16 protein-coding genes and 2 pseudogenes are annotated in these 25,359 nt (G+C 62.8%); 6 read left to right on the top strand and 12 right to left on the bottom strand.

Going from position 1 to position 25,359, the window contains the following annotated elements; translation table 11 throughout:
- Positions 1-15: 15 nt before the first annotated feature.
- Positions 16-621: a TetR/AcrR family transcriptional regulator gene (locus tag MPSD_RS00515; RefSeq protein ID WP_015353950.1), complete on the bottom strand. Its 606-nt coding sequence runs from the start codon at positions 619-621 to the stop codon at positions 16-18.
- A 141-nt stretch (positions 622-762) separates the two neighbouring features.
- Entirely contained in the window at positions 763-1,776 is a 1,014-nt protein-coding gene (locus MPSD_RS00510; RefSeq protein ID WP_232022709.1) for a glycoside hydrolase family 6 protein, read from the bottom strand.
- A 260-nt stretch (positions 1,777-2,036) separates the two neighbouring features.
- On the opposite strand from MPSD_RS00510, the gene MPSD_RS00505 reads away from it, so the two are divergent.
- Positions 2,037-3,068 carry a fused (3R)-hydroxyacyl-ACP dehydratase subunits HadA/HadB gene (locus tag MPSD_RS00505; RefSeq protein ID WP_036427045.1) on the top strand — a complete coding sequence of 344 codons (1,032 nt, stop codon included), beginning with the start codon at positions 2,037-2,039 and terminating at the stop codon, positions 3,066-3,068.
- Between the two features lie 206 nt (positions 3,069-3,274).
- On the top strand, positions 3,275-3,538 hold the full coding sequence (locus tag MPSD_RS00500; protein ID WP_086085761.1) for a 2TM domain-containing protein: 264 nt from the start codon (positions 3,275-3,277) through the stop codon (positions 3,536-3,538).
- 104 nt (positions 3,539-3,642) lie between these two features.
- Here the strand turns inward: MPSD_RS00500 and MPSD_RS00495 are convergent, their stop codons facing one another.
- From MPSD_RS00495 to MPSD_RS00475, 5 genes are all read right to left on the bottom strand, one after another.
- Positions 3,643-5,028, bottom strand: a complete 1,386-nt coding sequence (locus MPSD_RS00495) for a phenylacetate--CoA ligase family protein (RefSeq protein ID WP_232022708.1) — start codon at positions 5,026-5,028, stop codon at positions 3,643-3,645.
- A gap of 63 nt (positions 5,029-5,091) precedes the next feature.
- Positions 5,092-5,925, bottom strand: coding sequence for a hypothetical protein (locus MPSD_RS00490; protein WP_232022707.1), 834 nt, complete (start codon positions 5,923-5,925; stop codon positions 5,092-5,094).
- A 276-nt stretch (positions 5,926-6,201) separates the two neighbouring features.
- Entirely contained in the window at positions 6,202-13,716 is a 7,515-nt protein-coding gene (locus MPSD_RS00485; protein WP_264001298.1) for a type I polyketide synthase, read from the bottom strand.
- Entirely contained in the window at positions 13,716-14,558 is an 843-nt protein-coding gene (locus tag MPSD_RS28660; RefSeq protein ID WP_106407456.1) for an AMP-binding protein, read from the bottom strand. Before MPSD_RS28660 ends, MPSD_RS00485 begins: the two co-directional genes overlap by 1 nt.
- Positions 14,559-14,585: 27 nt before the next feature.
- Positions 14,586-15,182, bottom strand: coding sequence for a chorismate--pyruvate lyase family protein (locus MPSD_RS00475; protein WP_232022909.1), 597 nt, complete (start codon positions 15,180-15,182; stop codon positions 14,586-14,588).
- On the opposite strand from MPSD_RS00475, the gene MPSD_RS28655 reads away from it, so the two are divergent.
- The gene (locus MPSD_RS28655) at positions 15,072-15,356 is read left to right on the top strand and encodes a hypothetical protein (RefSeq protein WP_232022918.1); all 285 of its coding nucleotides are present in this window, start codon (positions 15,072-15,074) and stop codon (positions 15,354-15,356) included. The two genes, MPSD_RS00475 and MPSD_RS28655, sit on opposite strands and share 111 nt — an antisense overlap.
- Here MPSD_RS28655 and MPSD_RS00470 read toward each other — a convergent pair.
- The gene (locus MPSD_RS00470; RefSeq protein WP_020785404.1) at positions 15,353-15,874 is read right to left on the bottom strand and encodes a thioesterase domain-containing protein; all 522 of its coding nucleotides are present in this window, start codon (positions 15,872-15,874) and stop codon (positions 15,353-15,355) included. The genes MPSD_RS28655 and MPSD_RS00470 overlap by 4 nt on opposite strands.
- Positions 15,875-16,051: 177 nt before the next feature.
- On the opposite strand from MPSD_RS00470, the pseudogene MPSD_RS00460 reads away from it, so the two are divergent.
- Positions 16,052-16,852, top strand: a pseudogene (locus MPSD_RS00460) (ISAs1-like element IS2404/ISMul1 family transposase); the annotation flags it as partial.
- Between the two features lie 141 nt (positions 16,853-16,993).
- Positions 16,994-18,196 carry an ISAs1-like element IS2404/ISMul1 family transposase gene (locus MPSD_RS00450; protein WP_420811991.1) on the top strand — a complete coding sequence of 401 codons (1,203 nt, stop codon included), beginning with the start codon at positions 16,994-16,996 and terminating at the stop codon, positions 18,194-18,196.
- Here MPSD_RS00450 and MPSD_RS00445 read toward each other — a convergent pair.
- From MPSD_RS00445 to MPSD_RS00435, 3 genes and pseudogenes are all read right to left on the bottom strand, one after another.
- Positions 18,162-19,496, bottom strand: coding sequence for a DHA2 family efflux MFS transporter permease subunit (locus MPSD_RS00445; RefSeq protein WP_232022908.1), 1,335 nt, complete (start codon positions 19,494-19,496; stop codon positions 18,162-18,164). The two genes, MPSD_RS00450 and MPSD_RS00445, sit on opposite strands and share 35 nt — an antisense overlap.
- A 249-nt stretch (positions 19,497-19,745) precedes the next feature.
- Positions 19,746-22,613, bottom strand: a pseudogene (locus MPSD_RS00440) (MMPL/RND family transporter).
- Positions 22,610-23,047: an MmpS family transport accessory protein gene (locus MPSD_RS00435; protein ID WP_020785407.1), complete on the bottom strand. Its 438-nt coding sequence runs from the start codon at positions 23,045-23,047 to the stop codon at positions 22,610-22,612. The pseudogene MPSD_RS00440 and the gene MPSD_RS00435 overlap by 4 nt, the downstream one beginning before the upstream one ends.
- Positions 23,048-23,953: 906 nt before the next feature.
- On the opposite strand from MPSD_RS00435, the gene MPSD_RS00430 reads away from it, so the two are divergent.
- Positions 23,954-24,190, top strand: a complete 237-nt coding sequence (locus tag MPSD_RS00430) for an MbtH family protein (RefSeq protein ID WP_086085885.1) — start codon at positions 23,954-23,956, stop codon at positions 24,188-24,190.
- Here the strand turns inward: MPSD_RS00430 and MPSD_RS00425 are convergent.
- On the bottom strand, positions 24,156-25,358 hold the full coding sequence (locus MPSD_RS00425) for an ISAs1-like element IS2404/ISMul1 family transposase (protein ID WP_420811990.1): 1,203 nt from the start codon (positions 25,356-25,358) through the stop codon (positions 24,156-24,158). The genes MPSD_RS00430 and MPSD_RS00425 overlap by 35 nt on opposite strands.
- Position 25,359: the final 1 nt, after the last annotated feature.

Below are 25,359 nucleotides of genomic sequence, written 5' to 3'. Positions count from 1 at the left end.
GGTCTCACCGCACCATTAGCGACTTGCGTCCCATTCGGCGCGTTTGGCGCGGACGCCATCGACAACGGTGCCTAGTGCCGCGGCCACACGGGCCCGGTCATTGCTGGCAAGCAGGTCGAATTGCAGGCCGCGCAACTGGGCGATGAGCAGCGTGGCGAAATTCTCGGCCTCTTCACTGGGGCATCCGGCCTGCACAGCGTGCTGACGGATCGTTTCGATCCAGTCCGTGACGATGCGGTCGAGGAACCCGCGGTACTCGTCTGGGTGGCGCACTGCCTGCGCGTAGGCCTCGAAAAGCAGTTGAGACCGCCGCTGCGCTCCCGGCTCGTTCCAACGCCGCCACAGCGCCTCGACATCATCGGCGCCGAGCTGCTCCGGAATCACGATCCGAGTGCCGATCGCGCCAAGAATTTCGACCAGCAGCTGGTCCTTGGTGCCGAAGTGGTGGCGCAGCGTCACATGCGATACGCCGACCGCGGCGGCCAGCGTGCGAAACGACAGACCGGTAATCCCGTGTTCGAGCACATGGGCCATGACCGCGTCGAAGATTTCGCCGCGCCGGTGCTGATAGCGCAGCTGACGGCCGTCGGCACGCCGCTCGGTCCCGCTGGTGGAGATCATCGCACTCGCCCCCTATCCCGCCCTCACAGAGGAATAGCCATACCATTTGGTAGGCCTAATCCGGAAAGATAGACCTACCACATGGTAGAGTCAGGCGGCAACGGGACCGGCCGGCCCGGCATGGGCCGGTACGTGAGACCGCTACTGGCCCGCGTTGTGGGCCAGGTCGATGGCGTACTGGCTGACGAAGTGACCCGCCTGAGGCTCACCGCGGTCGCATGACCCGTCGGACTCACCCGGACGCTTGATCCACAAGTACGCGTCGGCATGCGCGCCGGCGGTGGCGGTGGTAGGCGCCACGCCCAGGGCGCGGCCGTCAGGGTTGCACCAGTTGAGCGGGGACTCCGGGGCCGGGCCGACACCATTTCGGCCCGTGTCGATCACGTAGTGCGAACCGTTCGTCATCCCCGATATCGCCTCGCCGTAGCCGATTTCCTCATCGGTGGTGTAGAAGTTCGAGATGTTGAGGCTGAAACCCCGCGCGTGGCCCACATCGACCTGGTTGAGCCGGGCAGCCATCTCCTCGGCGCTCACCCAGCGCGAATGCCCGCCATCGACGTAGACGGCAGCGGCCGGATCACGGGTCAGCGTGTTGACGGCGTAGCGCACCAAGTCGAAGCGTTCCTGGCGCTGGTCGGCCGAAAGGCAGTCGGCCATGGCCAGCGCATCGGGTTCGACGATGATCGCCGCGGGCGCCGAGCCCAGGCCCGACGAGATGGCGTCGATCCATGCGCGGTAGTCGGCACCCGTCGCGAACCCACCCGATGCGTAGCTTCCGCAGTCACGATGCGGGATTCCGTAGAGCGTCAGAATCGGCATGGCGCCGGCGGCCTGCGCGGCACCGGTCTGCCTGGCAACCGTGCCGCCGACGGTGGAGGCCGGGAACGCTTGGTCGAGCCAGTAGGACTGTGGGGTGTTGGCGATGGCGTTCAGCTCAGGACTCGGCGGGTTGGCGTTGCGCGCCGCGACCATTGCGGCCGAGCCGGGATCGACGTAGAAAGGCTGCCCGGCCAGCGGGTTTGCCCCGTCGACCAGGGTCATCGGCGGGGCCGGAACGACCGGCGCCGGGGCGGCAAAAAACGCCAGGTATGCGGCGGCCGAAACGGCCAGGAAGGGGGCGATCCGGCGAGCGAGTGCGCCAAAAGCTGAGGACATCACCCCAGCAAAATAGTGCCACAATTCGACAAACGCCAATTAGGGACCGCAGCGCGGACGGAACAGAAATTCTCGATGGCGCCGCCGGGGTGGACCACATGGACGGCGTGGCGGGCTGATCAGGCCGGTCATCGGCACACCCCCGCCGTCGGCCACAGCAGCCAGGCAAACGCCATCGGTGTCTATTAACGCGGCTTTGGCGCGTTACTGTGCTCTGGTCGGCCACACCGAACAAGCCGATAGAAAAGTTGAGCAAATTCATGACCGCAGCAGCAGAAGCGTCGGCGATGGAATCGCGGGTCGGCCACTACTACCGGCTGGACGAAACCTACCGGGTCGGCCGCGAGAAAGTGCGCGAATATGCCCGCGCCGTGCAGGACTACCACCCTGCGCACTGGGATATGGCCGCCGCCGAAAAGCTGGGCTACTCCGGTCTGGTGACGCCGCTGACCTTCACGTCGATACCGGCCATGGCCGCCAATCGCTACCTGTTCGAGTCGGTGGTCGTCGGCTACGACACCTACATGCAGACCGAAGAAGTCTTCGAGCAGCACCGCCCGATCGTGGCCGATGACGAACTGCACGTGGATGTCGAACTGTCCTCGGTACGCAGGATTGCCGGCCGAGACCTCATCACCGTGACCAACACCTTCACCGACACCGCCGGCGAACGGGTGCACACCTTGCACACCACCGTCGTCGGCATCACCGCCGAGGATGTCGATCCGGCGATCAAGTCGGCCGTGCAGAACACGATCATGCACGACGTGAACATCCTCGAGATCGCCGCAGCCGATGCCGCGTATCAGAAGACGGTGCGCCCCGAGGGCGAGATTCGCATCGCCGACGGTGGCACGACCCGGACGCCGGGTACGCCGTCCTTCGATGACGTGCAGGTGGGCGACGAGCTGCCGGTCCGCCACGCGCGACTGTCCCGCGGCGACCTGGTCAACTACTCTGGCGTCGCCGGCGACGCCAACCCGATTCACTGGGACGAAAACATCGCCAAGCTGGCGGGGCTGCCCGATGTGATCGCCCACGGGATGCTGACCATGGGTTTGGGTGCCGGATTCCTCTCCGCATGGTCGGGGGACCCGGGCGCGGTTACCCGCTATGCGGTGCGGCTGTCCCAGCCCGCCATCGTGTCCGCCGCCGAAGGCGCGGACATCGAATACAGCGGCCGGATCAAGTCGCTGGACCCGGCGACCCGCACCGGCGTCGTCATCGTCGCCGCAAAGTCCGGTGGCCGCAAGATCTTCGGCCTCGCGACTCTGAACGCTCGCTTCAGCTGACCGCGGCCGCGGTGGACCCCACGCGGTAGGGCATCTGGACCACTCACCCGGGCAAGCGTTTTCGGGCCACAGCCGACCAGCCGGTGCGCGCACCGGCTACGTCACTGCCGGCAAAGGGGCCCCGACCTCGAGCAAGGCACTACGTTTCCGTCGAGCCTGCCCGTATGCTCGAGGACATTGGAGATTGCCGGCTCGAACGAGGCGATATGACCGATGAACAGCGACGCCAGGCGCTAGCCCGCATCCATGCGAAGCGCAGTTTCTGGTGGCACCTGGGCGCTTACATCCTCGGCAACGCGGCGCTGATCGCGATCTGGTTTTTTACCTCCGGCGGGTACTTCTGGCCGATATGGCCCGCGCTGGGCTGCGGGATCGGCCTCGTCTTTCATGGCCTCGGCGTTTTCCTGCGCATGCGACCGATAACCGAAGAGCAGATTCAGCGGGAAATCGACCGGGGCCATCTGTCGTGACGAAGCGGCGTAGCCCTGTTGACCCAGCGTCGCCGTTGCCTTCACCTGCCGGGCATGACCGCAAACATGTTGCATTCGAAAAGAACTCGCGATGGTGGTGACGATCAGTGCGCTGACCATACCTGGCGGAACTTGCCGCTGCGCGGGTCGACGGCGGGCGGTTCGACCGCGTGTTCCACCGCAACGGGTGCGGTTTGCTGCGCGGCGAAATACGCGTGCAACCGCTCGTCGACCGCACGCCACACCTGGCCCGGGTCCGTGTCGGGTGACATCTCCAGCCGCACCGTCAGGGCCCGTGGACCGGTGCGGATGGCCTGGCACCGGTGCACACCCGGGGTTTCTTCGATTACGGTCACCAGGGCCAGCGGCAACACCGTGATCGCGGTCCCATCGGGCGCCTCGAATAAGAGCAGATCGGCGGCGCGCCCTTCTACCGTGATGGCCGGCAGCCGATTGCCGCACGCGCACGGGGTGCCGGTCAGTTTCACCCGGTCACCCAGGTCATAGCGGATGCGCGGCTGCACCCGATTGGCCAGGTTGGTGACCAAAACGGTGTGGGAGACAGCCCCCGCTGCCACGGGTTGGTAGTTCTCATCGACCGGCTCGAATAGATACCAGTCGGTGTTGACATGCAATGACCCGTACCGACATTCCATCGACAAGCCGGGGAATTCGGCTGAGGCATAACGGTTTTGGATCGGGCAGCCGAACGCGGGCTCGATGTCGGCGCGCAGCGCGGGCGTCAGCTGTTCGCCTGCGGTGATCGCCAGCAGGGGCTCAATCGCTAGCCGGCCAGCGCGTTGTTCGCCGGCCAGCAGCGCCAACGCGCTCGGGTAGCCCTCCACGATCGTTGGCTGAAACTCGTTGATTTCCCGCACCAGATCCGGCACCGGTCGCAGCACCGAGAAGACCCGTGCGCGGCTGGCCAGAAAGGCGCTGCGGCGTCGCGCAGCGGCCAACGCGGCCGAGGCACCGATGTGCCCGTCGGCGACGAACAGCGCCGCCGCACGCAAACCGCGCCGCAGCACCCCCGACAGCAGCTCTCGTCGAGCGATGAACCGCGATTCGCCCCGGCGGCCCACGAACTGGAACACCGCCCACGACGCGTCATCGTGAATCAGGATGGCCGGCTCTCCGCTCGTTCCCGATGTAGTCGCGACGTGGTAACGGCCCAGATAGCGGGCCCCCAGCAGCGAGTGGTCGGACAAGAAGTCGCGCCGCAGGGACTCGATGGTGATGTCCGGGTCGGTCACCCAGTCGTCGAAATGCGCCATGAGGTCGCGCTTGGACACGACGGGCAGTGACGCCAGCGGGACCTGCCCCGAAGGAATGTCCCGGTACAGGCGGCGATAGTACGGGGACGCCGTTCGCGCATGCCGAACCAGCGTCTGCAAACGGGCCCGTTGACGCCGCGAGATCGCCGCGCCGTCACCGCGCCGGAAACGCCAGGCCTCCCAGGCAATCAGCGTGGTGCACTCCCCCACCGCCATCACCTACGGGCTCGCCAGGCGGACACCATGGCTTAGCGGGGGTGTGCCGGTGCGCCGGTCGACTCACTCATCGACGCCAGCTTGGTCCGTGGTGCGCTTGGCGCGCACCGCCGGCCGCGTCGACCGCCGCCGCGGAATGCGATCGGTGATGCCGCTGAGCGAGTTGACCATCTTGTTGAGGGTGACGACAGCGGACTCGAGGGTGTCGGTGGTGGGCGTCAACTTGTCCACGGCGGGCGCGAGCTGGCTCAGGATTTCGGCGGCTTCGGTGAATTGCTCGAGCGGCCCGTTTTTGACCAGCAGCTTGTCGATGACGCCGTCCGCGGCGAACATCCGCTCGATAATGCCGTCCGCGGCGAACATCCGCTCCAGCGGCCCGTCCTCAGCGAGCAGCCGATCAGCGAGCCCCCCGGGCGCCAGGATCCGCTCTAGCGAGGAACTGTCTGCAGCGGATACCCGATCGAGTAAACCCCCGGGTGCGGTCAACAGGTCAACAATCCCACCCGGACGCATCAGCTTGTCCGCCGCCCCGCCCCGGACCAGAGCGCGCCCCATCGCCCTGTCGTTTTCGGTCAACTCGGCAACCCGGTTGGCACCCACGATTGCGCCGCGCAGCGGAAATAGGTCGGTGATCGGGTCTACCGTCTTCGGGCTTTCCTCACCCAAGGATTGCTTCACAGCCCCGAGCGCGACGGTCGCAACGCTGAGTCCTGCGTCGGCCACCGCGACGCCGGCCCGGATAGGTGCTGTCGCTACGCCGACGATGGCCTTGCTGATGTTCACGCGGCAAGTGTGTGGCTCGGCGGCGCTTCGTGGGCCTGGCTCCATCCCATCAAAACGCTGCGCCGCACGATCATGCTGCCCCGTATCCCTTTCTTTTGAAGGCAACGCCCCCAACGCAAACATGTATTTCAAGCCGGGGTTGCACCCCGATGACGTTGACCACAGCGAAAACTTGGAAACGTGGCGGGAGAAATATTTGGGTCGACTGGCCTATTGCCCAAGCGCCGGTGGCTGACAACTGTGACCCGCTGAGTTTGAGCGCGCTAGGCCGGTCGGTGCTCGGCTGGCACCTTGACGAACGCGCCGCATCGAGCCACGCCCTATCCGGCTGCGACAGCTGACCGCGAGCGCACTTCGGACCCAGTTGTTGCATCGCATCGGGCCCGCGGGCTAACCGCCACTATCCATGCGATTGCCGCCGGAGGGCTCGGCGAGCGCCATCGCTACCAATTCTTCGGGGCTTAGTGAGTTGATCATGCCTTCGAGTTCCTGCTGCTTGGTTCCTACGTTGTCCACCCGGTCCACCCGGAGATTTGGATCGGGGTCTTTCCGCAGGCGTAGCAGTTTGTCCAGCAGGCCGGCATCTCGCAGATCGGCAACCGAGATCGTATTGAGCACGGACCGCAGCTTTTCGTCCTCAGAATCGGCGGGCGCCATGGCGTTGTGAGATTCGTGCTGATGGGTGGCGCACAACTGTTGGCCGAGGTGTTGGGCGAGCGCGCTCGGGGCTCGGTGATCGAAGATCAAAGTGGGCGGCAAAGTCAGCCCGGTAACGGTTTTGAGCCTGTTGCGAAGCTCGATAGCTGTCAGCGAGTCGAACCCGAGGTCGCTGAAGGTAGCGTTTGGGTCGATGTCGGCGGCGTTGAGCCGGCCCAGCACCATCACCGCTTGGGCACACACAACTTCGGTCAGCAGGTCGTGCTGCTCATCCTGGGTCATCATGTTCAAGCGGTTGACGAGCGCCAATTCCGTTGGCGTGCAGTCGTTATCGACGTTGCGCCGCATGGGCCGAGTAATCAAGTCGCTAAACAGGGTCGGCAAGTCGGCATTGAGCGCCGGGTTTTCCAACGCTCTGCGATCGAGACGGGCGGCCAGTACCGTGGGTTGATCCACAATCAGCGCGGCGTCGAATAGATCGAGCGCCTGCTGGGCGGATATCGCCGCGAACCCGCCGCGACTGAGCCGACTCACATCGCTGCCGCGCAGATGTTTGGTCATGCCGCTCGCCTGCTCCCATAACCCCCACCCCAACGACACGCCCGCCAAGCCGTGTGCGCGCCGGTCTGTGACGAGCGCATCCAAAAACGCGTTGGCCGCGGCGTAGTTCCCCTGACCGGGAGCCCCAACCACGCCCGCAATCGAGGAGCACAACACGAACATCGACAGCCCTAGACCACGAGTCGCGTGGTGTAGATTCCACGCCCCGTCGACCTTGGCCCGCAGCACCGAATCGACTTGATCCGGTGTCATCGAGGTGATTACCGCATCATCGAGCACCCCGGCCGCATGAATGACCCCAGTTAGCGCCGGATACTCCCGGCCCCAGCCGACTATCAATTTCTCCACCGCACTCTGATCGGCCACGTCGCAAGCGGCCACCAGCACACGGGCGCCAGCTTCGGAGAGCTCATCCACCAGCTCGGCCACACCCGCGCCCTGTTCGCCCATGCGGCTGACCAGCACCAGATTCCGCACGCCGTAGGCACTGACCAAATGGCGAGCCAACACCGAGCCGACCAGCCCGGTGCCGCCAGTGATCAATACCGTGCCTGCCGCCAGCGCATCGCGCAGTTCCGTTGGTGTGGAGAGGACCACTTTGCCGATATGACGGGCCTGACTGACGAACTGATAGGCCTGCGGAGCGCACCGCACATCCCAGCTCTTGACCGGCAGCCGATGCAGCTTCCCGGCCGCAAACAGCGTCATCAATTCGGCCAGCATCTGCCCAAGGCGTTGCGGCGCAACCTCGTTAGCCAGGTCGAATGCCCGATAGCTGACGCCAGGATGTTCTTGAGCAACCTCCTGGCCGTCACGGATATCGGTCTTACCCATCTCGATGAAGCGCCCCCCGTCGGCCAGCAACCGCAGCGAGGCATCGGTGAACTCTCCCGCAAGCGCGTTCAGCACAACATCGATTCCACGGCCGCCGGTAGCCGCCGAGAACTTCTCCTCAAACTCCAACGTGCGGGAGTCCGCGATTTGATCATCGTCAAAACCCATTGCGCGCAATGTGTCCCACTTGCCGCGGCTGGCAGTCACAAAGACCCGCGCCCCCCATAGCCGCGCCAGTTGAATCGCTGCCATGCCCACCCCGCCGGTGGCCGCATGGACCAACACCGACTCTCCACGACGAAGCCCCGCCAGATCCGACAACCCGTAAAAGGCCGTCAGGAACACGATCGGCACGCTGGCCGCCTCAGCAAACGACCACCCTGCCGGTATCGGAACCAACAGCCGCTGATCAACCACACACTCCGAACGGCCGCTCATCAGTCCCAGGACGCGATCACCGGGTTCCAGCCCGCTGACTCCCGGGCCGACCTCGACCACCACCCCGGCGCCCTCGCCGCCGAGGGTGGGCTTATTGCCGGGATACAGCCCCAACACCACCAGCACGTCCCGGAAGTTGACCCCAAGCGCAGCCAATGCGACCCGCACCTGGCCCACCGCCAGTGGTTCATCCGACCGCGGGCACGGCTCCAACACGACGTCATCAAAGGTGCCCCCGCCGGTGGCGGCCAGCTGCCACCCTTGGCCCGCGTCCGGTGTGCGCAGCGCCGCCCTGCCTCGGGCAAGCCGGGTGGCGTACACATCACCCGCGCGCACCACCAACTGCGGTTCCCCTACGCCGATGACTGTGGGCAGGGCCATCGATGTGTCGGTGTCGATCAGCACAATGCGACCCGGGTGTTCGGTCTGGGCCGACCGCACCAACCCCCACACCGCGGCCCCGGCCAGGTCAGTGTTGGCTTCGCCGGCGAGCCCCATCGCCCCCCGCGTACACACCACCAACACGGCGGGCAGGTCGTCAGCCAACCAGCGCTGCAGTACCTCTAGGACTCGGTGGGTGGCCGCATACACCGTGTTCACCACCGACTCAGCGCCGCCGGACTCCCACTGCCACACAACCGCAACGTCCCGGTCAAGGTCCCGCGCAGCCGCACAACGCCCGGCAAGGAAGTCATCCCAGGAGACCACCCGGCGTTCGCCTTCGCGCTGAACGCTGTCGCGCTCGAACGTGATCGGCGTCCACACCACATCCAACAGCTCCCGGCCGGTGCCATCGCCTCCCGCTGACATCGCGGCCCGTAGCTGCGCGGCGCCAACCGGGCGGGTAGTTAGCGAACCCACCGATAGGACCGGAAGACCCGCACCATCGGCCAACTCCACCGATACCGCGCTCGGTCCAGCCGGCGCGATGCGAACTCGCAGCCGCGAAGCGCCCGAGCCGTGCAATGACAAGTGCTGCCAGGAAAATGGCAGCACCGTCGCCTCGCCGTCGCCACCGAAGCCACCCACACACAGCCATGCGTGCAATGCCGCATCCAGCAGTGCTGGGTGGATCCCGACGTCGGTCAGGTCCAGGCCCTCGTCGTTGGGCAGGCCGACTTCGGCGAAGACGTCGCGGCCGCGCCGCCAGACCGCGCGCAGTCCCTGAAAGGCGGGGCCATACCCATAGCCGCGTCGCGCCAGCCGTTCATAGAGGCCACCGATATCGACCGCCTCTGCACCGGCCGGGGGCCGGGTCGACAGCTCCGCCGAGGCGGCCGGGGCCGGCTGCACCGCTGCGGGTGCCACACTGCCTTGCGCATGCAACACCCAATGCTGATCGGGTTGGTCCGCGCGGGAGTACATCGACACCAACCGCTGCCCCGACTGCCCGGCACTACCCACCACCACCTGCACCTGTACCGCGGTGCCGGCATTGAGTACCAACGGCGTCGCCAGCGTCAACTCCTCGACCACACCACATCCGACTTCATCACCGGCACGAATGGCCAGTTCCACGAATCCGGTGCCGGGGAACAGCACCGCGCCGCCGACCAGGTGATCGGCCAGCCATGGCTGACGCGCCAACGACAACCGTCCGGTCAGCACCACGGCACCGGTATCGGGCTGCTCAACGACCGCACCCAACAACGCATGCCCAGCCGCTACCAGCCCCGCCTCGCCCACATCGGCAGCGCTGGACGAGCCGTCCAGCCAAAACCGCCGCCGCGCGAACGCATACGTCGGCAACCCCACCTGCCGACCACCCGAGCCCGCAAACACCGCCGACCAATCCACCCCCACCCCGGCCACCCAGGCCTGGCTCAGCGACATCCAAAACCGCTCTACGCCGCCTTCATTGCGGCCCAATGTCGGAATCACGATCACCCCAGCGGAATCGGGCCGCCCGATCCCCTCGGCCAGCGATTCTTCGATACCGCCCAGCAACACCGGATGGGGACTGGCCTCAACGAAGGTCCGGCACCCTTGCTCGTGGCAGTAACGCACCGCTCGATCGAAGCGCACCGTCTGCCGAATGTTGCGATACCAGTAGTCGGCGTCCAACGAAGCGCCATCCACCGACGCACCGGTCACCGTCGAGACAAATTCGATGTCTGACGAACGCGGCCGCACCCCGGCCAGGGCTTCCACCAGGCTAGAACCGATCGACTCCACTTGCGCGGAATGCGACGCATAGTCCACCTCGACACGGCGCGCCCTCATGCCCTCGGCCTCACAACGCCCCGTCAATCCGTGCAAAGCTTCGGCTTCGCCGGAAACCACCACCGCCGCAACACCATTAACCGCAGCCAAGCTCAGCCGATCTCCGTAGTCGGCCAGCAACTCGCGCACCCGCTCGACACCGCATGCGATAGCCACCATGCCGCCGGTGCCAGCCAGATCTACCAACGCCCGACTACGCAAGGCCACCACAGCCGCGCCATCCCGCAGCGACAAAGCCCCGGCCACACACGCCGCAGCAATCTCACCCTGCGAGTGCCCAATCACCGCGTCGGGGACCATGCCCATCGAGCGCCATAACTGGGCCAAGGACACCATCATCGCCCACAAGACAGGCTGCACCACATCTACCCGATCCAGCGTCGGCGCCCCCGCGACGCCGTTGACCCCATCGAGCAACGACCAATCCACGAACTCGCCCAACGCCTCTGCGCACAAGCGCATGTGCTCCGCGAACACCGGCGATGCCGCTAACAATTCGCGGCCCATTCCCGGCCATTGCGAGCCTTGGCCGGGAAATACCATGACGGTCTTGCCTACCGTGGCGGCTCGGCCGTTGAGTACTGTTGGGCCGGGCTGCCCGGCGGCCAGTTCGGTCAATCCCGATATCAGTTGCTGACGGTCCTCGCCCAGGACCACGGCCCGATACTCAAACGCCGTGCGCCGTGCCAAGCTGAAGCCCACATCGAGCCGATCGAGGCCTTCATCGGCTTGCACGGCAGCAAGTAGCCGCTTTGCCTGCGCGGCTACCGCCGCCTCCGACTTGCCCGAAACCACCCACGGCAGCGAATCCGGGGACACATCAACGGCTTCGGCCACCACCGCAGGGCAAACCTGTTCCACGATCACATGCGCATTGGTGCCGCTGATCCCAAATGACGACACCCCCGCCCGACGCGGCCGGCCATCCACCGCCGGCCAGGGCCGCGGCTGGGTCAACAACGACACCGCCCCCGAGGACCAATCCACATGCGGGGAAGGCACATCCATATGCAACGTCGCCGGCATCAGCTCATGGCGCATCGCCTGCACCATCTTGATCACCCCAGCGATTCCCGCCGCGGCCTGAGTATGGCCCATATTCGACTTGATCGAACCCAGCCACAACGGCCGATCGGCCGGGCGAGCCTGCCCGTAAGTCGCTAACAGCGCCTGCGCCTCAATAGGATCACCCAACGTGGTGCCCGTCCCGTGGCCCTCCACCACATCCACATCCGCAGCGGTCAACCCCGCGTTAGCCAACGCCGCCTCGATCACCCGCTGCTGCGCAGGCCCATTGGGTGCGGTCAACCCATTAGAAGCACCATCCTGATTCACCGCCGATCCCGCGATTACCCCTAACACCGCAAGGCCCCGCCGCCGCGCCTCCGACAACCGCGTCAGCACCACCACCCCAGCACCCTCAGAAAACCCCGTCCCATCCGCAGCCCCCGCGAACGCCTTACACCTCCCATCAGCCGCCAATCCCCGCTGCCGAGAAAACCCCACAAACGTTGCCGGCGTGGCCATCACCGTCACCCCACCCGCCAACGCCACATCACACTCCCCCGACCGCAACGACGCCGCCGCCAAATGCAACGCCACCAACGACGACGAACACGCCGTATCCACCGACACCGCCGGACCTTCTAGCCCCAACAAATACGCAACCCGCCCCGAAGCCACACTCGCCGCCGCCGACGTCAACCCATAACCCTCCAAATCCCCAGACACCCGCCCCGCCCCATAATCAGAACTCATCAACCCGGTAAACACCCCAGTCACCGAACCCCGCAACGACACCGGATCAATCCCCGCGTCCTCCAACGCCTCCCAAGAAAACTCCAACAACAACCGCTGCTGGGGATCCAGCGCTAACGCCTCACTAGGCCCAATCCCAAAAAACCCCGCATCAAACCGATCAGCACCATCCAAAAACCCACCCAACCGGCAATACGTCTTACCCAACGCATCAGGATCCGGATCAAAAACCCCCTCCACATCCCAACCCCGATCAACCGGAAACCCCGAAATCACATCCCGACCCCCCACCACCACATCCCACAAACCCCCCGCCGACTCCACCCCACCCGGATACCGACACCCCACACCCACAATCGCCACCGGCGCCCCACCAACCACCGAAGGACCCGGCTTCCCCCGGCCACCCGATCCAGCTAGCTCGGTCTCCAAATGCGCTGCCAGCTGAGAAATCGAGCCATAGTCCCACCCGACCGTCTCCGGTAGCCGCAACCCGGTCACCGCCGCCAACCGATTACGCAACTCAACCGTCATGCGCGAGTCAAAACCCAGCTCGGCGAAGGCCACGTCGCGGTCTATTCGCTCAGCGGCCGGGTCCCCCAGGATCTGGGCCACCTCTGCGCTGACTGTGTCGGCGATCAGGCGGTGACCTTCTTGCTGTAGAAATGCCAGGCGCTCGTCAAGTGTTACCGGGCCGACTCTCGGGCCAACCTTGTAGTTGGTTTGCGTTTGGGGATCGCGCTGCCCATCCGAGTCGGACGTCCCCACCGTGGACCGGCGCTCCCAAACTGGCTGCGCCGCAGGCTGCGTGCGGAGTTGGCCGCGCTGTAGTTTGCCGGACGCGGTTCGGGGGAGCCGCTCTGCGATCTCGAATCGATGCGGTACCTTGTGCGGCGACAAGCTGCCAAGCAGCCGCCGATGAAGTTCTTTGATCGCCGATTCACCAAGCGACGCGCCACTTTCGGGCACCAGAAACGCTTGAAGCGACGATTCGCCGGTGGCTTCCCGTACGGAAACGACCGCCGTCTCGGCCACCAGGTCGTCTTCGAGAATGAGCTGTTCAATCTCGCGCGGATTGATGTTGATGCCGCCGACGATTTCTATGTCGTCCGCGCGGCACCGGTAAGTTACCCATCCGTGGGCGTCGACGCACACCCTGTCCCGCGTGTCGAGCCAGCTATCGCTGATCGACGGAGGCTCGGTAGGTCGATTCCAATAGCCGGCGGTCAGCGACGGTCCGCGGACCCAAAGGTCTCCCTCAACCCCGGGTGCGGCGGTGGTGCCATCCGGTGCCACCACACGTATCTCGTAGGGGGGCAGAACCTTTCCTAGAGTCCCGAGGCGCCATTCATCGACCGTGCTCGAGATGAACGTTTGCCCAACCTCGGTGAAGCCTATTCCATCGAGGAGGGGGATACCGCCAAAGAACTTCATCAGTCGCTGGGCCAGGCCGAGCTCAAGTGCCTCGCCTGCGGAGAGACCACACAGCGCAACGACCGGAACGCATCGGCGGCGCAGGTGTCGGCAACTCTCGCAAGAAAGGTTGGCACGCCATACAGAACCGATGGCGAGAACCTCTCGCTGAGGTTGGCCGCCGACTCGGCGCCCAGCGGCGAACGACTGATCACCGCAGAACTGCCGGTGGCCAGTGGAAACCACACCGAATTGCCTAGACCATAGGCAAAATACACGCGCGCGATGCTTAGCCCGACGTCGTCGGGACTGAGCCGTAGTGCATTGCGACACATGGCGTCGATGAATGCCCACACGTCGCCGTGCCGATGCAGCGCCGCCTTGGGGGCGCCGGTGGTACCGGACGTATAGGTGCCGTAGGCAAGGGCATCGCCGATCAACGGCTCGTAGGCCGCCGGTTTGGCCTGGTTGGCTTCCGCCCACAGCTCCCCCGGATCCACGATGCCGGACCGCGCAAACCTGTCGCGCAGAGCATCAGTGGTCACCACAAGTGCCGGCTGCGTGTCCTGCTCCTGGAATGCATGGTCGTCGGGGCGCAGCTCCGGATTCGCAATGAACGCCACAATCCCCCGAGCAAGACAGGCCAGCAGTAACTGCACCAAATCGGTTGAGTCCGGGAGGCACAGCAGGACACGGTCGCCAGTGCACAGACCCCGGGAACCAAATACGTTGCCGAGGCGCGCCGCACCCTCATGGATTTGGGCGTGGGTCACGATGTTCGGCGCGTAGTATGCCGGCGAGGACGCCCATTCTGACGCCAATGCTTGGTTGGCAAGCAGCCACGCTAGATTGTTATTTCGCATGCCGAATGACCCTGTCCTGACTCGCCACTATGAACACATTCGTTTCCCCGCATGGCGCAGGGATGCAGGCCCTTGTCTTAAGGCAGACCTACACGTGAAGAAGTTGGAACTTCCTACAGTCGGCTGGTGCCGATGCCGCCGCTTCAAGTCACTGTTTGGGCCTTGGTGCCGATATAGGCCGAATGTCCTTGTTGATCGCGATGTCGTTGTTGAGACAGCAGATGAATATCTCGGAAGGAAATGCTCCGTGATGACTATCGCCGGTTGACCCGAGATGATGATCGTGTATCGGCGGGCGAGGGCTTGATGTTGTGAGATTCGGTATTCCGGAGCCACGATCCACTCCGGCAACTCGCCGATCCAGACTTCCGGCGCTTCATTGAAGAACTCGATGCGACTCGCCACCAGCAACTCGCCAATCGGGCGGTCAGTGTTCATCAGGCTTTCTATGAGCTCGGGCGGGACTCGATCGACGACGATCGAAGTCTCTGCGGCTACGAATGAGCTCCCGGAATGCCTGCATTGGAGCACTACATTGCGCAGCAGAGTTCGGCCTTTGGGCAACTGCGCGCGGTCCGGCGGAGTCGGCGCGTCGGGCAGAATCTCCTGATCGATGTTCTGGATGACGATCTCGTCGGCGGTGACGATATTGAGAATCCTGGTGAGAGTGCCATTTGTCGTGACCAGTATTCGGAGGTCTCGGTTCAGGCCTTGTATCTCTTCATCCGACAAATAGCGGCGGTTCATTGGTCGTACCTCCAGTATCAGGGCGAGTCGGTCTTATTGCCGTTCAACTAATGCAGGTAGATAGCGATCCGCTCTCCGAATAATTGCAGTGATTCGATGTTCAACATCGACTCGTGCGTGCAATCGACGGGATATTCCGTGATATCGCCGGAAACGTATGGCCGCCAACTGTCTGCGAGTGATCGGCCGCCGCTGCCCCGCTTGGCGGAGAAGACGATCATGTCACCGTCAAATACATCCGGGACATGCTTCAATCTCATTGATTGATTGGCGTTCATGTTGTCGAGCATGATTTCTACAATCCGCCTGGGCGGGAGCGAGAACTCGATCGGTGTGCGTTGGTTGAGTAGTGCTTCTGCCTGCCGATAGGTAAGGGGCCGGGGGTGTGCCGCGATATCGATTCCCGCAGCGACCAAAATCAGTTCCAGGACATCGCTTTCGGATGCTGGCTCGGCAACGCTGTCGGCGCTATCGACCTCGCCGGTCGCGTCCAGAACGATGAGCCGGCCGACCTCGCATCCTCGCCGGCGGAGCTCAACGGCAATCTCATGGGCGACCACGCCCCCCATGGACCAACCGAGAAGGTTGTAGGGGCCATCAGGGCAGGGCTCCGGCGTTGTTGATTAGCAGGCTTGTGAGCTGGGTTGATGATCTTTGGTGCCGCGCTATTGGGGCCGGAGTGTAGGCACGGGCTATCTGGAGAACGATCGAGTTGGTTACTGTTCGTCGTTGGTCTGGAGTTGCCCGTGCCTACCGTTTCAGTATTGCCTGTGTCGTCGGTTCCAGAGGTGTTCGACCGCTGGAGTCCTGGTGAGCGCAGCGAGCTCATCGGATCGGAGTTTCTCGATGTGTTGGCCTCGGTGCCAGACCCGAGGGACCCACGCGGTCGGAGGTATTCGCTGATGGCTTTGTTGGCGATCGCGGTTCTGGCCACTGCCGCGGGGATGCGCGGCTATGCTGGTTTTGCCACATGGGCGGCCACCGCTCCCGATGATGTGTTGGCCCAATTAGGGGTCCGGTTCCGGCGGCCCAGTGAGAAGACCTTCCGCGCTGTTTTGTCTCGGCTAGACCCCGCCGACCTCAACGCCAGGATGGGCAGTTACTTCACTGCACACGTGGCCAGCAGCGACCCCAGTGGATTGGTGCCGATCGCGTTGGACGGCAAGATACTGCGTGGTGCTTTACGCGCCAAAGCGACAGCCACGCATCTCGTGTCGGTGTTCGCCCACCGTGCCCGATTGGTGCTCGGTCAACTCGCTGTCGCCGAGAAAAGCAATGAAATTCCCTGCGTACGTGCCCTGCTCACGCTGCTGCCGGGTAGCTTGCGGTGGCTGGTCACCGTGGATGCGATGCATACCCAGGTCGTCACCGCGAAGTTGATCTGCGCCACCTTGAAGTCGCACTACCTGATGATCGTCAAGTCCAACCAAGCCAAAATACTTGCGCGTATCACCGCGCTGCCCTGGGCCGAGGTGCCCACAGCCGCTACCGACGACTCCCGCGGCCACGGCCGTGTCGAGACCCGCACCCTGCAAATCATCACCGCAGGGCTCCGGCGTTGTTGATTAGCAGGCTTGTGAGCTGGGTTGATGATCTTTGGTGCCGCGCTATTGGGGCCGGAGTGTAGGCACGGGCTATTTGGAGAACGATCGAGTTGGTTACTGTTCGTCGTTGGTCTGGAGTTGCCCGTGCCTACCGTTTCAGTATTGCCTGTGTCGTCGGTTCCAGAGGTGTTCGACTGCTGGAGTCCTGGTGAGCGCAGCGAGTTCATCGGATCGGAGTTTCTCGATGTGTTGGCCTCGGTGCCAGACCCGAGGGGCCCACGCGGTCGGAGGTATTCGCTGGTGGCTTTGTTGGCGATCGCGGTTCTGGCCACTGCCGCGGGGATGCGCGGCTATGCTGGTTTTGCCACATGGGCGGCCACCGCTCCCGATGATGTGTTGGCCCAATTAGGGGTCCGGTTCCGGCGGCCCAGTGAGAAGACCTTCCGCGCTGTTTTGTCTCGGCTAGACCCCGCCGACCTCAACGCCAGGATGGGCAGTTACTTCACTGCACACGTGGCCAGCAGCGACCCCAGTGGATTGGTGCCGATCGCGTTGGACGGCAAGATGCTGCGTGGTGCTTTACGCGCCAAAGCGACAGCCACGCATCTCGTGTCGGTGTTCGCCCACCGTGCCCGATTGGTGCTCGGTCAACTCGCTGTCGCCGAGAAAAGCAATGAAATTCCCTGCGTACGTGCCCTGCTCACGCTGCTGCCGGGTAGCTTGCGGTGGCTGGTCACCGTGGATGCGATGCATACCCAGGTTGTCACCGCGAAGTTGATCTGCGCCACCTTGAAGTCGCACTACCTGATGATCGTCAAGCCCAACCAAGCCAAAATACTTGCGCGTATCACCGCGCTGCCCTGGGCCGAGGTGCCCACAGCCGCTACCGACGACTCCCACGGCCACGGCCGTGTCGAGACCCGCACCCCGCAAATCATCACCGCTGCACGAGGAATCGGCTTCCCCTACGCAAAACAAATCATCCGGATCACTCGTGAACGCTTGATCACCGCCACCGACCAGCGCAGCGTGGAGGTGGTCTATGCCATCTGCAGCCTGCCGTTCGAGCACGCCCGCCCTACCGCGATCATGACCTGGATGCGTCAACACTGGGGAATCGAGAACAGCCTGCACTGGATACGCGACGTCACCTTCGACGAAGACCGTCAAAGGGCACATACCGGAAACGGCGCACAGGTCCTAGCAACGCTACGCAACACCGCGATCAATCTGCACCGCCTCAACGGCGCCGACAACATCGCCGAAGCCTGCCGGATCACCGCTTTGACCGCCAACCGCCGCCTAGACCTCCTCAATCCACAATTCCCCAGCTCACAAGCCTGCTAATCAACAACGCCGGAGCCCTGAGGGGGATCCCCCGTCTGGTCGCGCTTTCGTTAAGGGCTTCGAGGCGGTTCGCCGCGGCAATGTTGGCGCTGCGATTGAACTGGCTGGTCAGTATGACCGACATCAGTGCGGTGCTTGCCGAGGCGGACAGCTGTTGATTGACGCTAACCAGGGTCGAACCCCGCGCGATTTGGTGCGGGGCCAGGGTCTGCACCGCCACCGTGGTGAGTTGCAGCATGATGGAGCCTATGCCCATACCCACGATCGTCAGCCCGATAAGCAGGGTGGGTACGTAAGCGGCGTGCTCGGCGGCGCCGAACGCGAGAGTGCCCATGCCAACGCTGATCAGCGTTACGCCGCCCAACACCACCTTGCCGGCGCCGTGTCTGTCCATCAAGACGCCGGAGGTCGGTATGGTCACCGCGGCACCGAGCCCAAGCGGAATCATGTGTATGCCGACCTGCAACGGTGTTTCACGCAACAGCTGCTGAAAGTAACTTGGCACCAGCAGCACGGCCCCGGAAAACCCCGCGGCGACAAAGACTATCGTCGCATTGGCGACGGTCACCACCCGGTTCCTGAACAGCCGCAGATCTATCAGCGGACGGTCGGCGCGATAGAGAGCATGAAAGACGAAGGCGCCCATCAGAACCAGCCCGGCGGTCGCCGGTATCAAGACATGGCGATCAGCTACGGTCCCGCGGGCTGGAACAGTCGACAATCCGTAGAGAAATGTTGCCAGCCCGGGTGACAGTAGCAGCATGCCGACTATGTCGATGGTTTCTGACGGTGCTGTGTGATCTCCGGGAAACGCGATGGCTGCAAGGGCTACCGTGATCAAGCCGATCGGCACATTGATCCAGAAAATCCACTGCCACCCGTAGTCGTCGATGAGCCAGCCGCCGAGGATCGGCCCAGCCATCGGGCCAAGTAGTAGCGGTATGCCCATCACCGACATGAGCCGAGCGAGTCGGTTGGGGCCCGCCTCGCGAGCCAAGATGGTAATGACCAGTGGCATCAATATGCCGCCACCACCGCCCTGAACCGCGCGGAAGATGATCAGACACGCGATGTTCGGGGCGACAGCGCACAACACTGAACCTAGGGTCAACCCCAACACCGAAATCATGAAGAGTCGCTTGGTGCCGATCCGGTCGGCCGCCCAGCCTGACAACGGGATAGCCGCGGCTTCGGTCAGTGTGTAGGCGGTCACCGTCCAAGCGACGACGGCTTGATTTGAGCCAAAGGTGACGATCAGACTGCGCTGCGCGACACTGACGGCAGTATTGGCCAAATTCACTGCGACCGAAGCGAACACGCAGATTCCAGCAATCCGAAGCAGCGAACCGTCGAGTCTATCGGCGGCGCTCTCCCGCCGCCACTGAACTCCCCGTGCTCCCATCGGGCCGTCCCGGCAGATTCTGTTGCAACGCGGTAGCTTTCGCAGGAGTGGTATTCATCGGCAGCCGCTATACGCACGGCCTGGACAGCATCGGACCACCCAGGTTCGGCGGCTCGGTAGCGTGAACCAACATCGAATGACGCCCGGCTACACGCGCGCCGCTGCCGGCTCTTGCGAGACGGACGTGAGTAGTCGCTGACGCGTTAGCCGAGGGGGCCGTGAGCGGATGTTTAGTGGCCACCAGAACCAGCGGCCGAGTAGCGCGGCGATAGATGGGGTCATCAAGGAGCGCACAATCAACGTATCGAACAGCAGACCCAGGCCGATGGTCGTCCCGATCTGGCCTATCACAATCAGATCGCTGACCGCCATGGACGCCATCGTCAAGGCAAACACCAGGCCGGCCGACGTCACTACCTTGCCAGTACCGCCCATCGCCCGGATGATTCCGGTCTTTATCCCGGCCCCGACTTCCTCCTTGAGCCGGGATACCAGCAGTAGGTTGTAGTCGGAGCCCACGGCCAATAGAACGATGACGGACATCGCGAGCACGAGCCAATGCAGTTCGATGCGGAGCAGGTGTTGCCACAGCAACACCGAGAGACCAAACGATACGCCTAGCGATAGCGCAACGGTTCCCACGATCACTAACGCCGCGACGAAACCTCGCGTGATAAGTAGCATGATGATGAAAATCAGGCACAGCGAGGAAAGCCCCGCAATTATCAGATCGTATTTCGAGCCGTCGGCTATGTCTTTGTAGACCGCGGCGGTACCGGTGAGGTAGATCTGGGCGTCCTCCAACGGGGTACCCTTGAGCGCCTCCGCCGCCGCGATATTTATCGCGGAGATACTCGATATGTCCTCGTATCCCGCCGCGTTTCCTCTGTGAAAGATAAATAGCCGGGCCGCCTTCCCATCTTGGGGCAAAAACATCTTCATTCCCCTTTTGAAATCGGGGTTGTTAAAAACCTCTGGAGGCAGGTAGAACGAATCGTCGTTCTTAGCGGCGTCGACTGCTTGGCCCATCGCAGTCGAGTTCTTGCTCAATTCATCCATCTGATCGTAGATCCCGGACATCGTGCTGTGCATTGTCAGAATCAATGTCCGCATACCCTCCATGTTTTGGATCATCTGCGGAAATGTCGCAACGACCTGAGGGAGAATCCGATCCATGTCGGTTAGGTCTCCCGTGAGGGTGGTGAGCTGTTCGGAAACCTGGTCGACGCCGTCGAGGGCATCAAATATCGACCTTAGCGACCAGCAGATAGGGATGTCCGCACAGTGTTTCTCCCAGTAAAAATAGCTCCGAATAGGCCGCCATGTGTCTTCGAAGTCCGCGATGTGGTCACGCAATTCGTCGGTGACGCTCTTCATTTCGAGCGTATCGCCCACCATTCGATGCGTAGTTTTCGACATCTGCAGCATCAGATCGTAGGTCCGCTTCATTAGCGCGATAGTGCTCGTCAGCTGGTCCGCCTGCGTCAGCATGTCGTTCATGCGGTCGCGCTGGTATTTCATGTTTTGCAGCTGACCCGCATTCTGCATGCTGATCTGGAACGGTATCGACGTATGCTCGATGGGCGCGCCCTTGGGCCGAGTTATCACCTGTACTCGGGAGATTCCCGGCACATGAAAGATGCCTTTGGCCAACTTGTCCAAGACCAGGAAGTCCGCAGAATTCCTCATATCGTGCTCGGCGACGATCAGCAAGACGTCCGGCTTCATTCGGGACGGAGGAAAGTGACGATTTGCCGCGGCGTATCCAGCATTGGCCGGGATGTTGTCTGGCACATAGGTCTGGTCGTCGTAATTTGTCTGATACCCGGGCAGGGCGATCAGGCCAACCAGTGAGACGGCACAGGTTGCCGTCAGGATGGGAGCGGGCCACCGTACGACAGCGGTGCCAATCCGGCGCCAGCCGCGCGTCTTGATCTTCCGCTTCGGATCGAACAATTCGAAGCGGCTGCCCAATGCGAGAACTGCTGGGCCCATCGTCAGCGCGGCGACTACCGCAACCAGCATGCCTGCGGCACAAGGGATCCCCATGCTCTGGAAATAGGGCATCCGCGTGAAGGTCAGGCAATACATCGCTCCGGCGATGGTCAGGCCGGAGCCTAAGATAACGTGAGCAACGCCTCGGTACATCGTGTAGAAGGCTGTTTCCGCGTCCTCGCCGGCCTGCCTAGCCTCCTGGTAGCGGCCGATGATGAATATGCTGTAGTCCGTACCGGCGGCGATGGCCATGGTTGTGAGCAAGTTAATGGCATAGGTCGACAAGCCAATAACCCCGTGCCACGCCAAAAAGGCGACGACTCCCCGCGCCGCTGTTAACTCGATTCCAATCGTAATGAGCAAAAGTGTCACGGTGACGATTGAGCGATAGACCAGCAGCAGCATGGTGAAGATCACCAAGATACTTATCATCGTGACGATGACGAGTGACTTATCTCCGGTGCGACTCATATCGGCGGTGAGTGCCGACGGGCCGGTGACGTACACCTTTATGCCAGGAGGGGGCGGCGTGCGCGCCAGGATCTGCCGCACAGCCTCGATGGACTGGTTGGCCAGCGGGCCCCCCATGTTGCCGGCGAGGTTCAGCTGCACATACGCGGCTTTGCCATCGGTGCTCTGCGCCCCTTCCGCCGTCAGCGGATCGCCCCAAAAATCCTGAATGTGCTGAACGTGCGTTGTATCGCTGCTCAACTGACGAACGAGGTTGTTGTAGTACTAGTAATGCGCGTTGTCACCCAGCGGCTGGTCGCCCTCCAAGAGGATCATCGCTGTGTTGTCGGAATCGGACTCCTTGAACAGCTCCCTGATGCGCCTCATCGCAACCGCCGACGGGGCATCTCTGGGATTCATTGAAACCGAATGCAGCTGCCCAACCACCTCAAGTGGTGGCAAGCCCACAGTGAGATACGCACTCAATGCAATCCAGCCGATGACGATGGGAATGGACAGCCTACGGATCGCGCAGGAAAGCGACTGCCGCACTGGGCGTTTGATGGTCACGCCGACTTTACTATGCAGAAGGTGTACGCGTTGACTTCTTGTGATAGTCGCTCGGCCTTGATGACGCCGTCTACGATTATCCGGCATCCCAATCTGTTGCTATCACCCTGCGCCACAATGTTTCCCGTCAGTGATGCCGACGTTGACTTGATTTCCAGCGACCAGGGCAGATGCGCTCCATCAACCCGGCGCGGCTGGGCGTTGACGTCGAAATAGTCGATATCGGCGACCGTTCCAGCTGGCCCGAAGATTTCATACGTCAGCTGTTTTGGGTTGAAGGGTGTGGCGTCGTCACTGGAGCCGTCGGTATAGAGCTCGGGCTTTTGTGAACCGAAGAACCCGTGAACACGCGATACGCTGAATGCGGTGACGCCGACCACCGTGACGATCACCAGTGGGATCCAAAGTTTGCCAAGAATCTTGAGAGCTGTCATCAGTTCACCTAGCCGCAGTTCTGCTGTTCGAGGACCGCGTCAGTCGGGGGATTCTTCGGCGCGGTTCTGGGGATGAAAGATGGGACTTCGCGGGTGCGCCCTCCGCGTCGAAACCTGGTCGACGGCCGGAGCGGAGCGGCCCGACGGTCGCGAAGGTGGTGTGCTGGGTGATCGGCTCGCTGATCACTGGGGCCCCTAACGATCGGGATTGTTGTCAGCACTGATTTCTGGCTACCCACCTAGAAAACTGAAACCAATTCGCTTTTAAGCGTTAGGAATTCGTGCGGTTACTAGGTGCTGTAGTAGGTAGAACGTCAATAGCGGGCTCAACCGTACTGTCGCCCTTGGGGGTTGGCAACCCCGCCGAAATTGCGTGAATCCTGTGAGTTGGCTTAATAGCCTTTCGGGCCGAGATTGATGGAATCGCAAGACGGCGAACAAATGTGACGTGTACTCGCCTTTTCGGGCGGAAACCACCCCAGTGCTTGGGAAACGCGTCGCGCACCGGCACCCATGTGCGACAGGAACAACCGGCCAATGTTTGGAAAACGCCGTTCGTCGGTTGCCCGCAGTGATCGAGCGCCGCGAGTCGTTCAGCTGCGGGTTTGTGAATACCTACCGGTAGGGAATTGGTCGCGGCCGCCGGCGGGGGTCGCGTATTCAATTGACTTGTAAAGCTCAGTCGCACAACGTTTCAGGTGCTTTGCCGACTGCCAGTGGTGGCGACGAGATGTCGAGCCGACCGGTTGAGCTGCGGAGACTGCGGCCGCGGGCCGGCCTCATTACCCGCCCCGCCCTGGCTGACTCCTGTGAGTTCACTGAGAGGGGTTGCGAAAGCACTTCGGCGGGCGTGAAATATGCGCTTGGCGCCGACGTTAAAACGTCGACTCGAAAGTTGTAATGCTAATGACTATCAGTCCTTTTGACGACGATAATGGCGCATTCTTCGTTCTGGTCAACCACGAGGAGCAGCACAGCTTGTGGCCGACCTTCGCTGAGATCCCTGCCGGATGGCAAGTGGTCTATGGCGAGGAGGAGCGCACAAAGTGTCTGGCATATATCGATGAAAACTGGCCTGACATAAGGCCCAGGGCTCCGGCGTTGTTGATTAGCAGGCTTGTGAGCTGGGGAATTGTGGATTGAGGAGGTCTAGGCGGCGGTTGGCGGTCAAAGCGGTGATCCGGCAGGCTTCGGCGATGTTGTCGGCGCCGTTGAGGCGGTGCAGATTGATCGCGGTGTTGCGTAGCGTTGCTAGGACCTGTGCGCCGTTTCCGGTATGTGCCCTTTGACGGTCTTCGTCGAAGGTGACGTCGCGTATCCAGTGCAGGCTGTTCTCGATTCCCCAGTGTTGACGCATCCAGGTCATGATCGCGGTAGGGCGGGCGTGCTCGAACGGCAGGCTGCAGATGGCATAGACCACCTCCACGCTGCGCTGGTCGGTGGCGGTGATCAAGCGTTCACGAGTGATCCGGATGATTTGTTTTGCGTAGGGGAAGCCGATTCCTCGTGCAGCGGTGATGATTTGCAGGGTGCGGGTCTCGACACGGCCGTGGCCGCGGGAGTCGTCGGTAGCGGCTGTGGGCACCTCGGCCCAGGGCAGCGCGGTGATACGCGCAAGTATTTTGGCTTGGTTGGACTTGACGATCATCAGGTAGTGCGACTTCAAGGTGGCGCAGATCAACTTCGCGGTGACGACCTGGGTATGCATCGCATCCACGGTGACCAGCCACCGCAAGCTACCCGGCAGCAGCGTGAGCAGGGCACGTACGCAGGGAATTTCATTGCTTTTCTCGGCGACAGCGAGTTGACCGAGCACCAATCGGGCACGGTGGGCGAACACCGACACGAGATGCGTGGCTGTCGCTTTGGCGCGTAAAGCACCACGCAGCATCTTGCCGTCCAACGCGATCGGCACCAATCCACTGGGGTCGCTGCTGGCCACGTGTGCAGTGAAGTAACTGCCCATCCTGGCGTTGAGGTCGGCGGGGTCTAGCCGAGACAAAACAGCGCGGAAGGTCTTCTCACTGGGCCGCCGGAACCGGACCCCTAATTGGGCCAACACATCATCGGGAGCGGTGGCCGCCCATGTGGCAAAACCAGCATAGCCGCGCATCCCCGCGGCAGTGGCCAGAACCGCGATCGCCAACAAAGCCATCAGCGAATACCTCCGACCGCGTGGGCCCCTCGGGTCTGGCACCGAGGCCAACACATCGAGAAACTCCGATCCGATGAGCTCGCTGCGCTCACCAGGACTCCAGCAGTCGAACACCTCTGGAACCGACGACACACGCAATACTGAAACGGTAGGCACG

This window comes from Mycobacterium pseudoshottsii JCM 15466, assembly GCF_003584745.1.
Lineage (GTDB): Bacteria > Actinomycetota > Actinomycetes > Mycobacteriales > Mycobacteriaceae > Mycobacterium > Mycobacterium marinum.
This window is presented reverse-complemented; position numbering and strand designations above follow the sequence as displayed.

What these genes read in the sequence shown, in the direction of transcription:
- MPSD_RS00435 (WP_020785407.1), bottom strand. Translation starts at nt 23,047, where the DNA reads ATGACAGCTCTCAAGATTCTTGGCAAACTTTGGATCCCACTGGTGATC.
- MPSD_RS00470 (WP_020785404.1), bottom strand. Translation starts at nt 15,874, where the DNA reads ATGGGGGGCGTGGTCGCCCATGAGATTGCCGTTGAGCTCCGCCGGCGA.
- MPSD_RS00485 (WP_264001298.1), bottom strand. Translation starts at nt 13,716, where the DNA reads ATGAAGTTCTTTGGCGGTATCCCCCTCCTCGATGGAATAGGCTTCACC.
- MPSD_RS00495 (WP_232022708.1), bottom strand. Translation starts at nt 5,028, where the DNA reads ATGGCGGTGGGGGAGTGCACCACGCTGATTGCCTGGGAGGCCTGGCGT.
- MPSD_RS00510 (WP_232022709.1), bottom strand. Translation starts at nt 1,776, where the DNA reads ATGTCCTCAGCTTTTGGCGCACTCGCTCGCCGGATCGCCCCCTTCCTG.
- MPSD_RS00505 (WP_036427045.1), top strand. Translation starts at nt 2,037, where the DNA reads ATGACCGCAGCAGCAGAAGCGTCGGCGATGGAATCGCGGGTCGGCCAC.
- MPSD_RS28660 (WP_106407456.1), bottom strand. Translation starts at nt 14,558, where the DNA reads ATGCGAAATAACAATCTAGCGTGGCTGCTTGCCAACCAAGCATTGGCG.
- MPSD_RS00515 (WP_015353950.1), bottom strand. Translation starts at nt 621, where the DNA reads ATGATCTCCACCAGCGGGACCGAGCGGCGTGCCGACGGCCGTCAGCTG.
- MPSD_RS28655 (WP_232022918.1), top strand. Translation starts at nt 15,072, where the DNA reads ATGCCTGCATTGGAGCACTACATTGCGCAGCAGAGTTCGGCCTTTGGG.
- MPSD_RS00500 (WP_086085761.1), top strand. Translation starts at nt 3,275, where the DNA reads ATGACCGATGAACAGCGACGCCAGGCGCTAGCCCGCATCCATGCGAAG.
- MPSD_RS00430 (WP_086085885.1), top strand. Translation starts at nt 23,954, where the DNA reads ATGACTATCAGTCCTTTTGACGACGATAATGGCGCATTCTTCGTTCTG.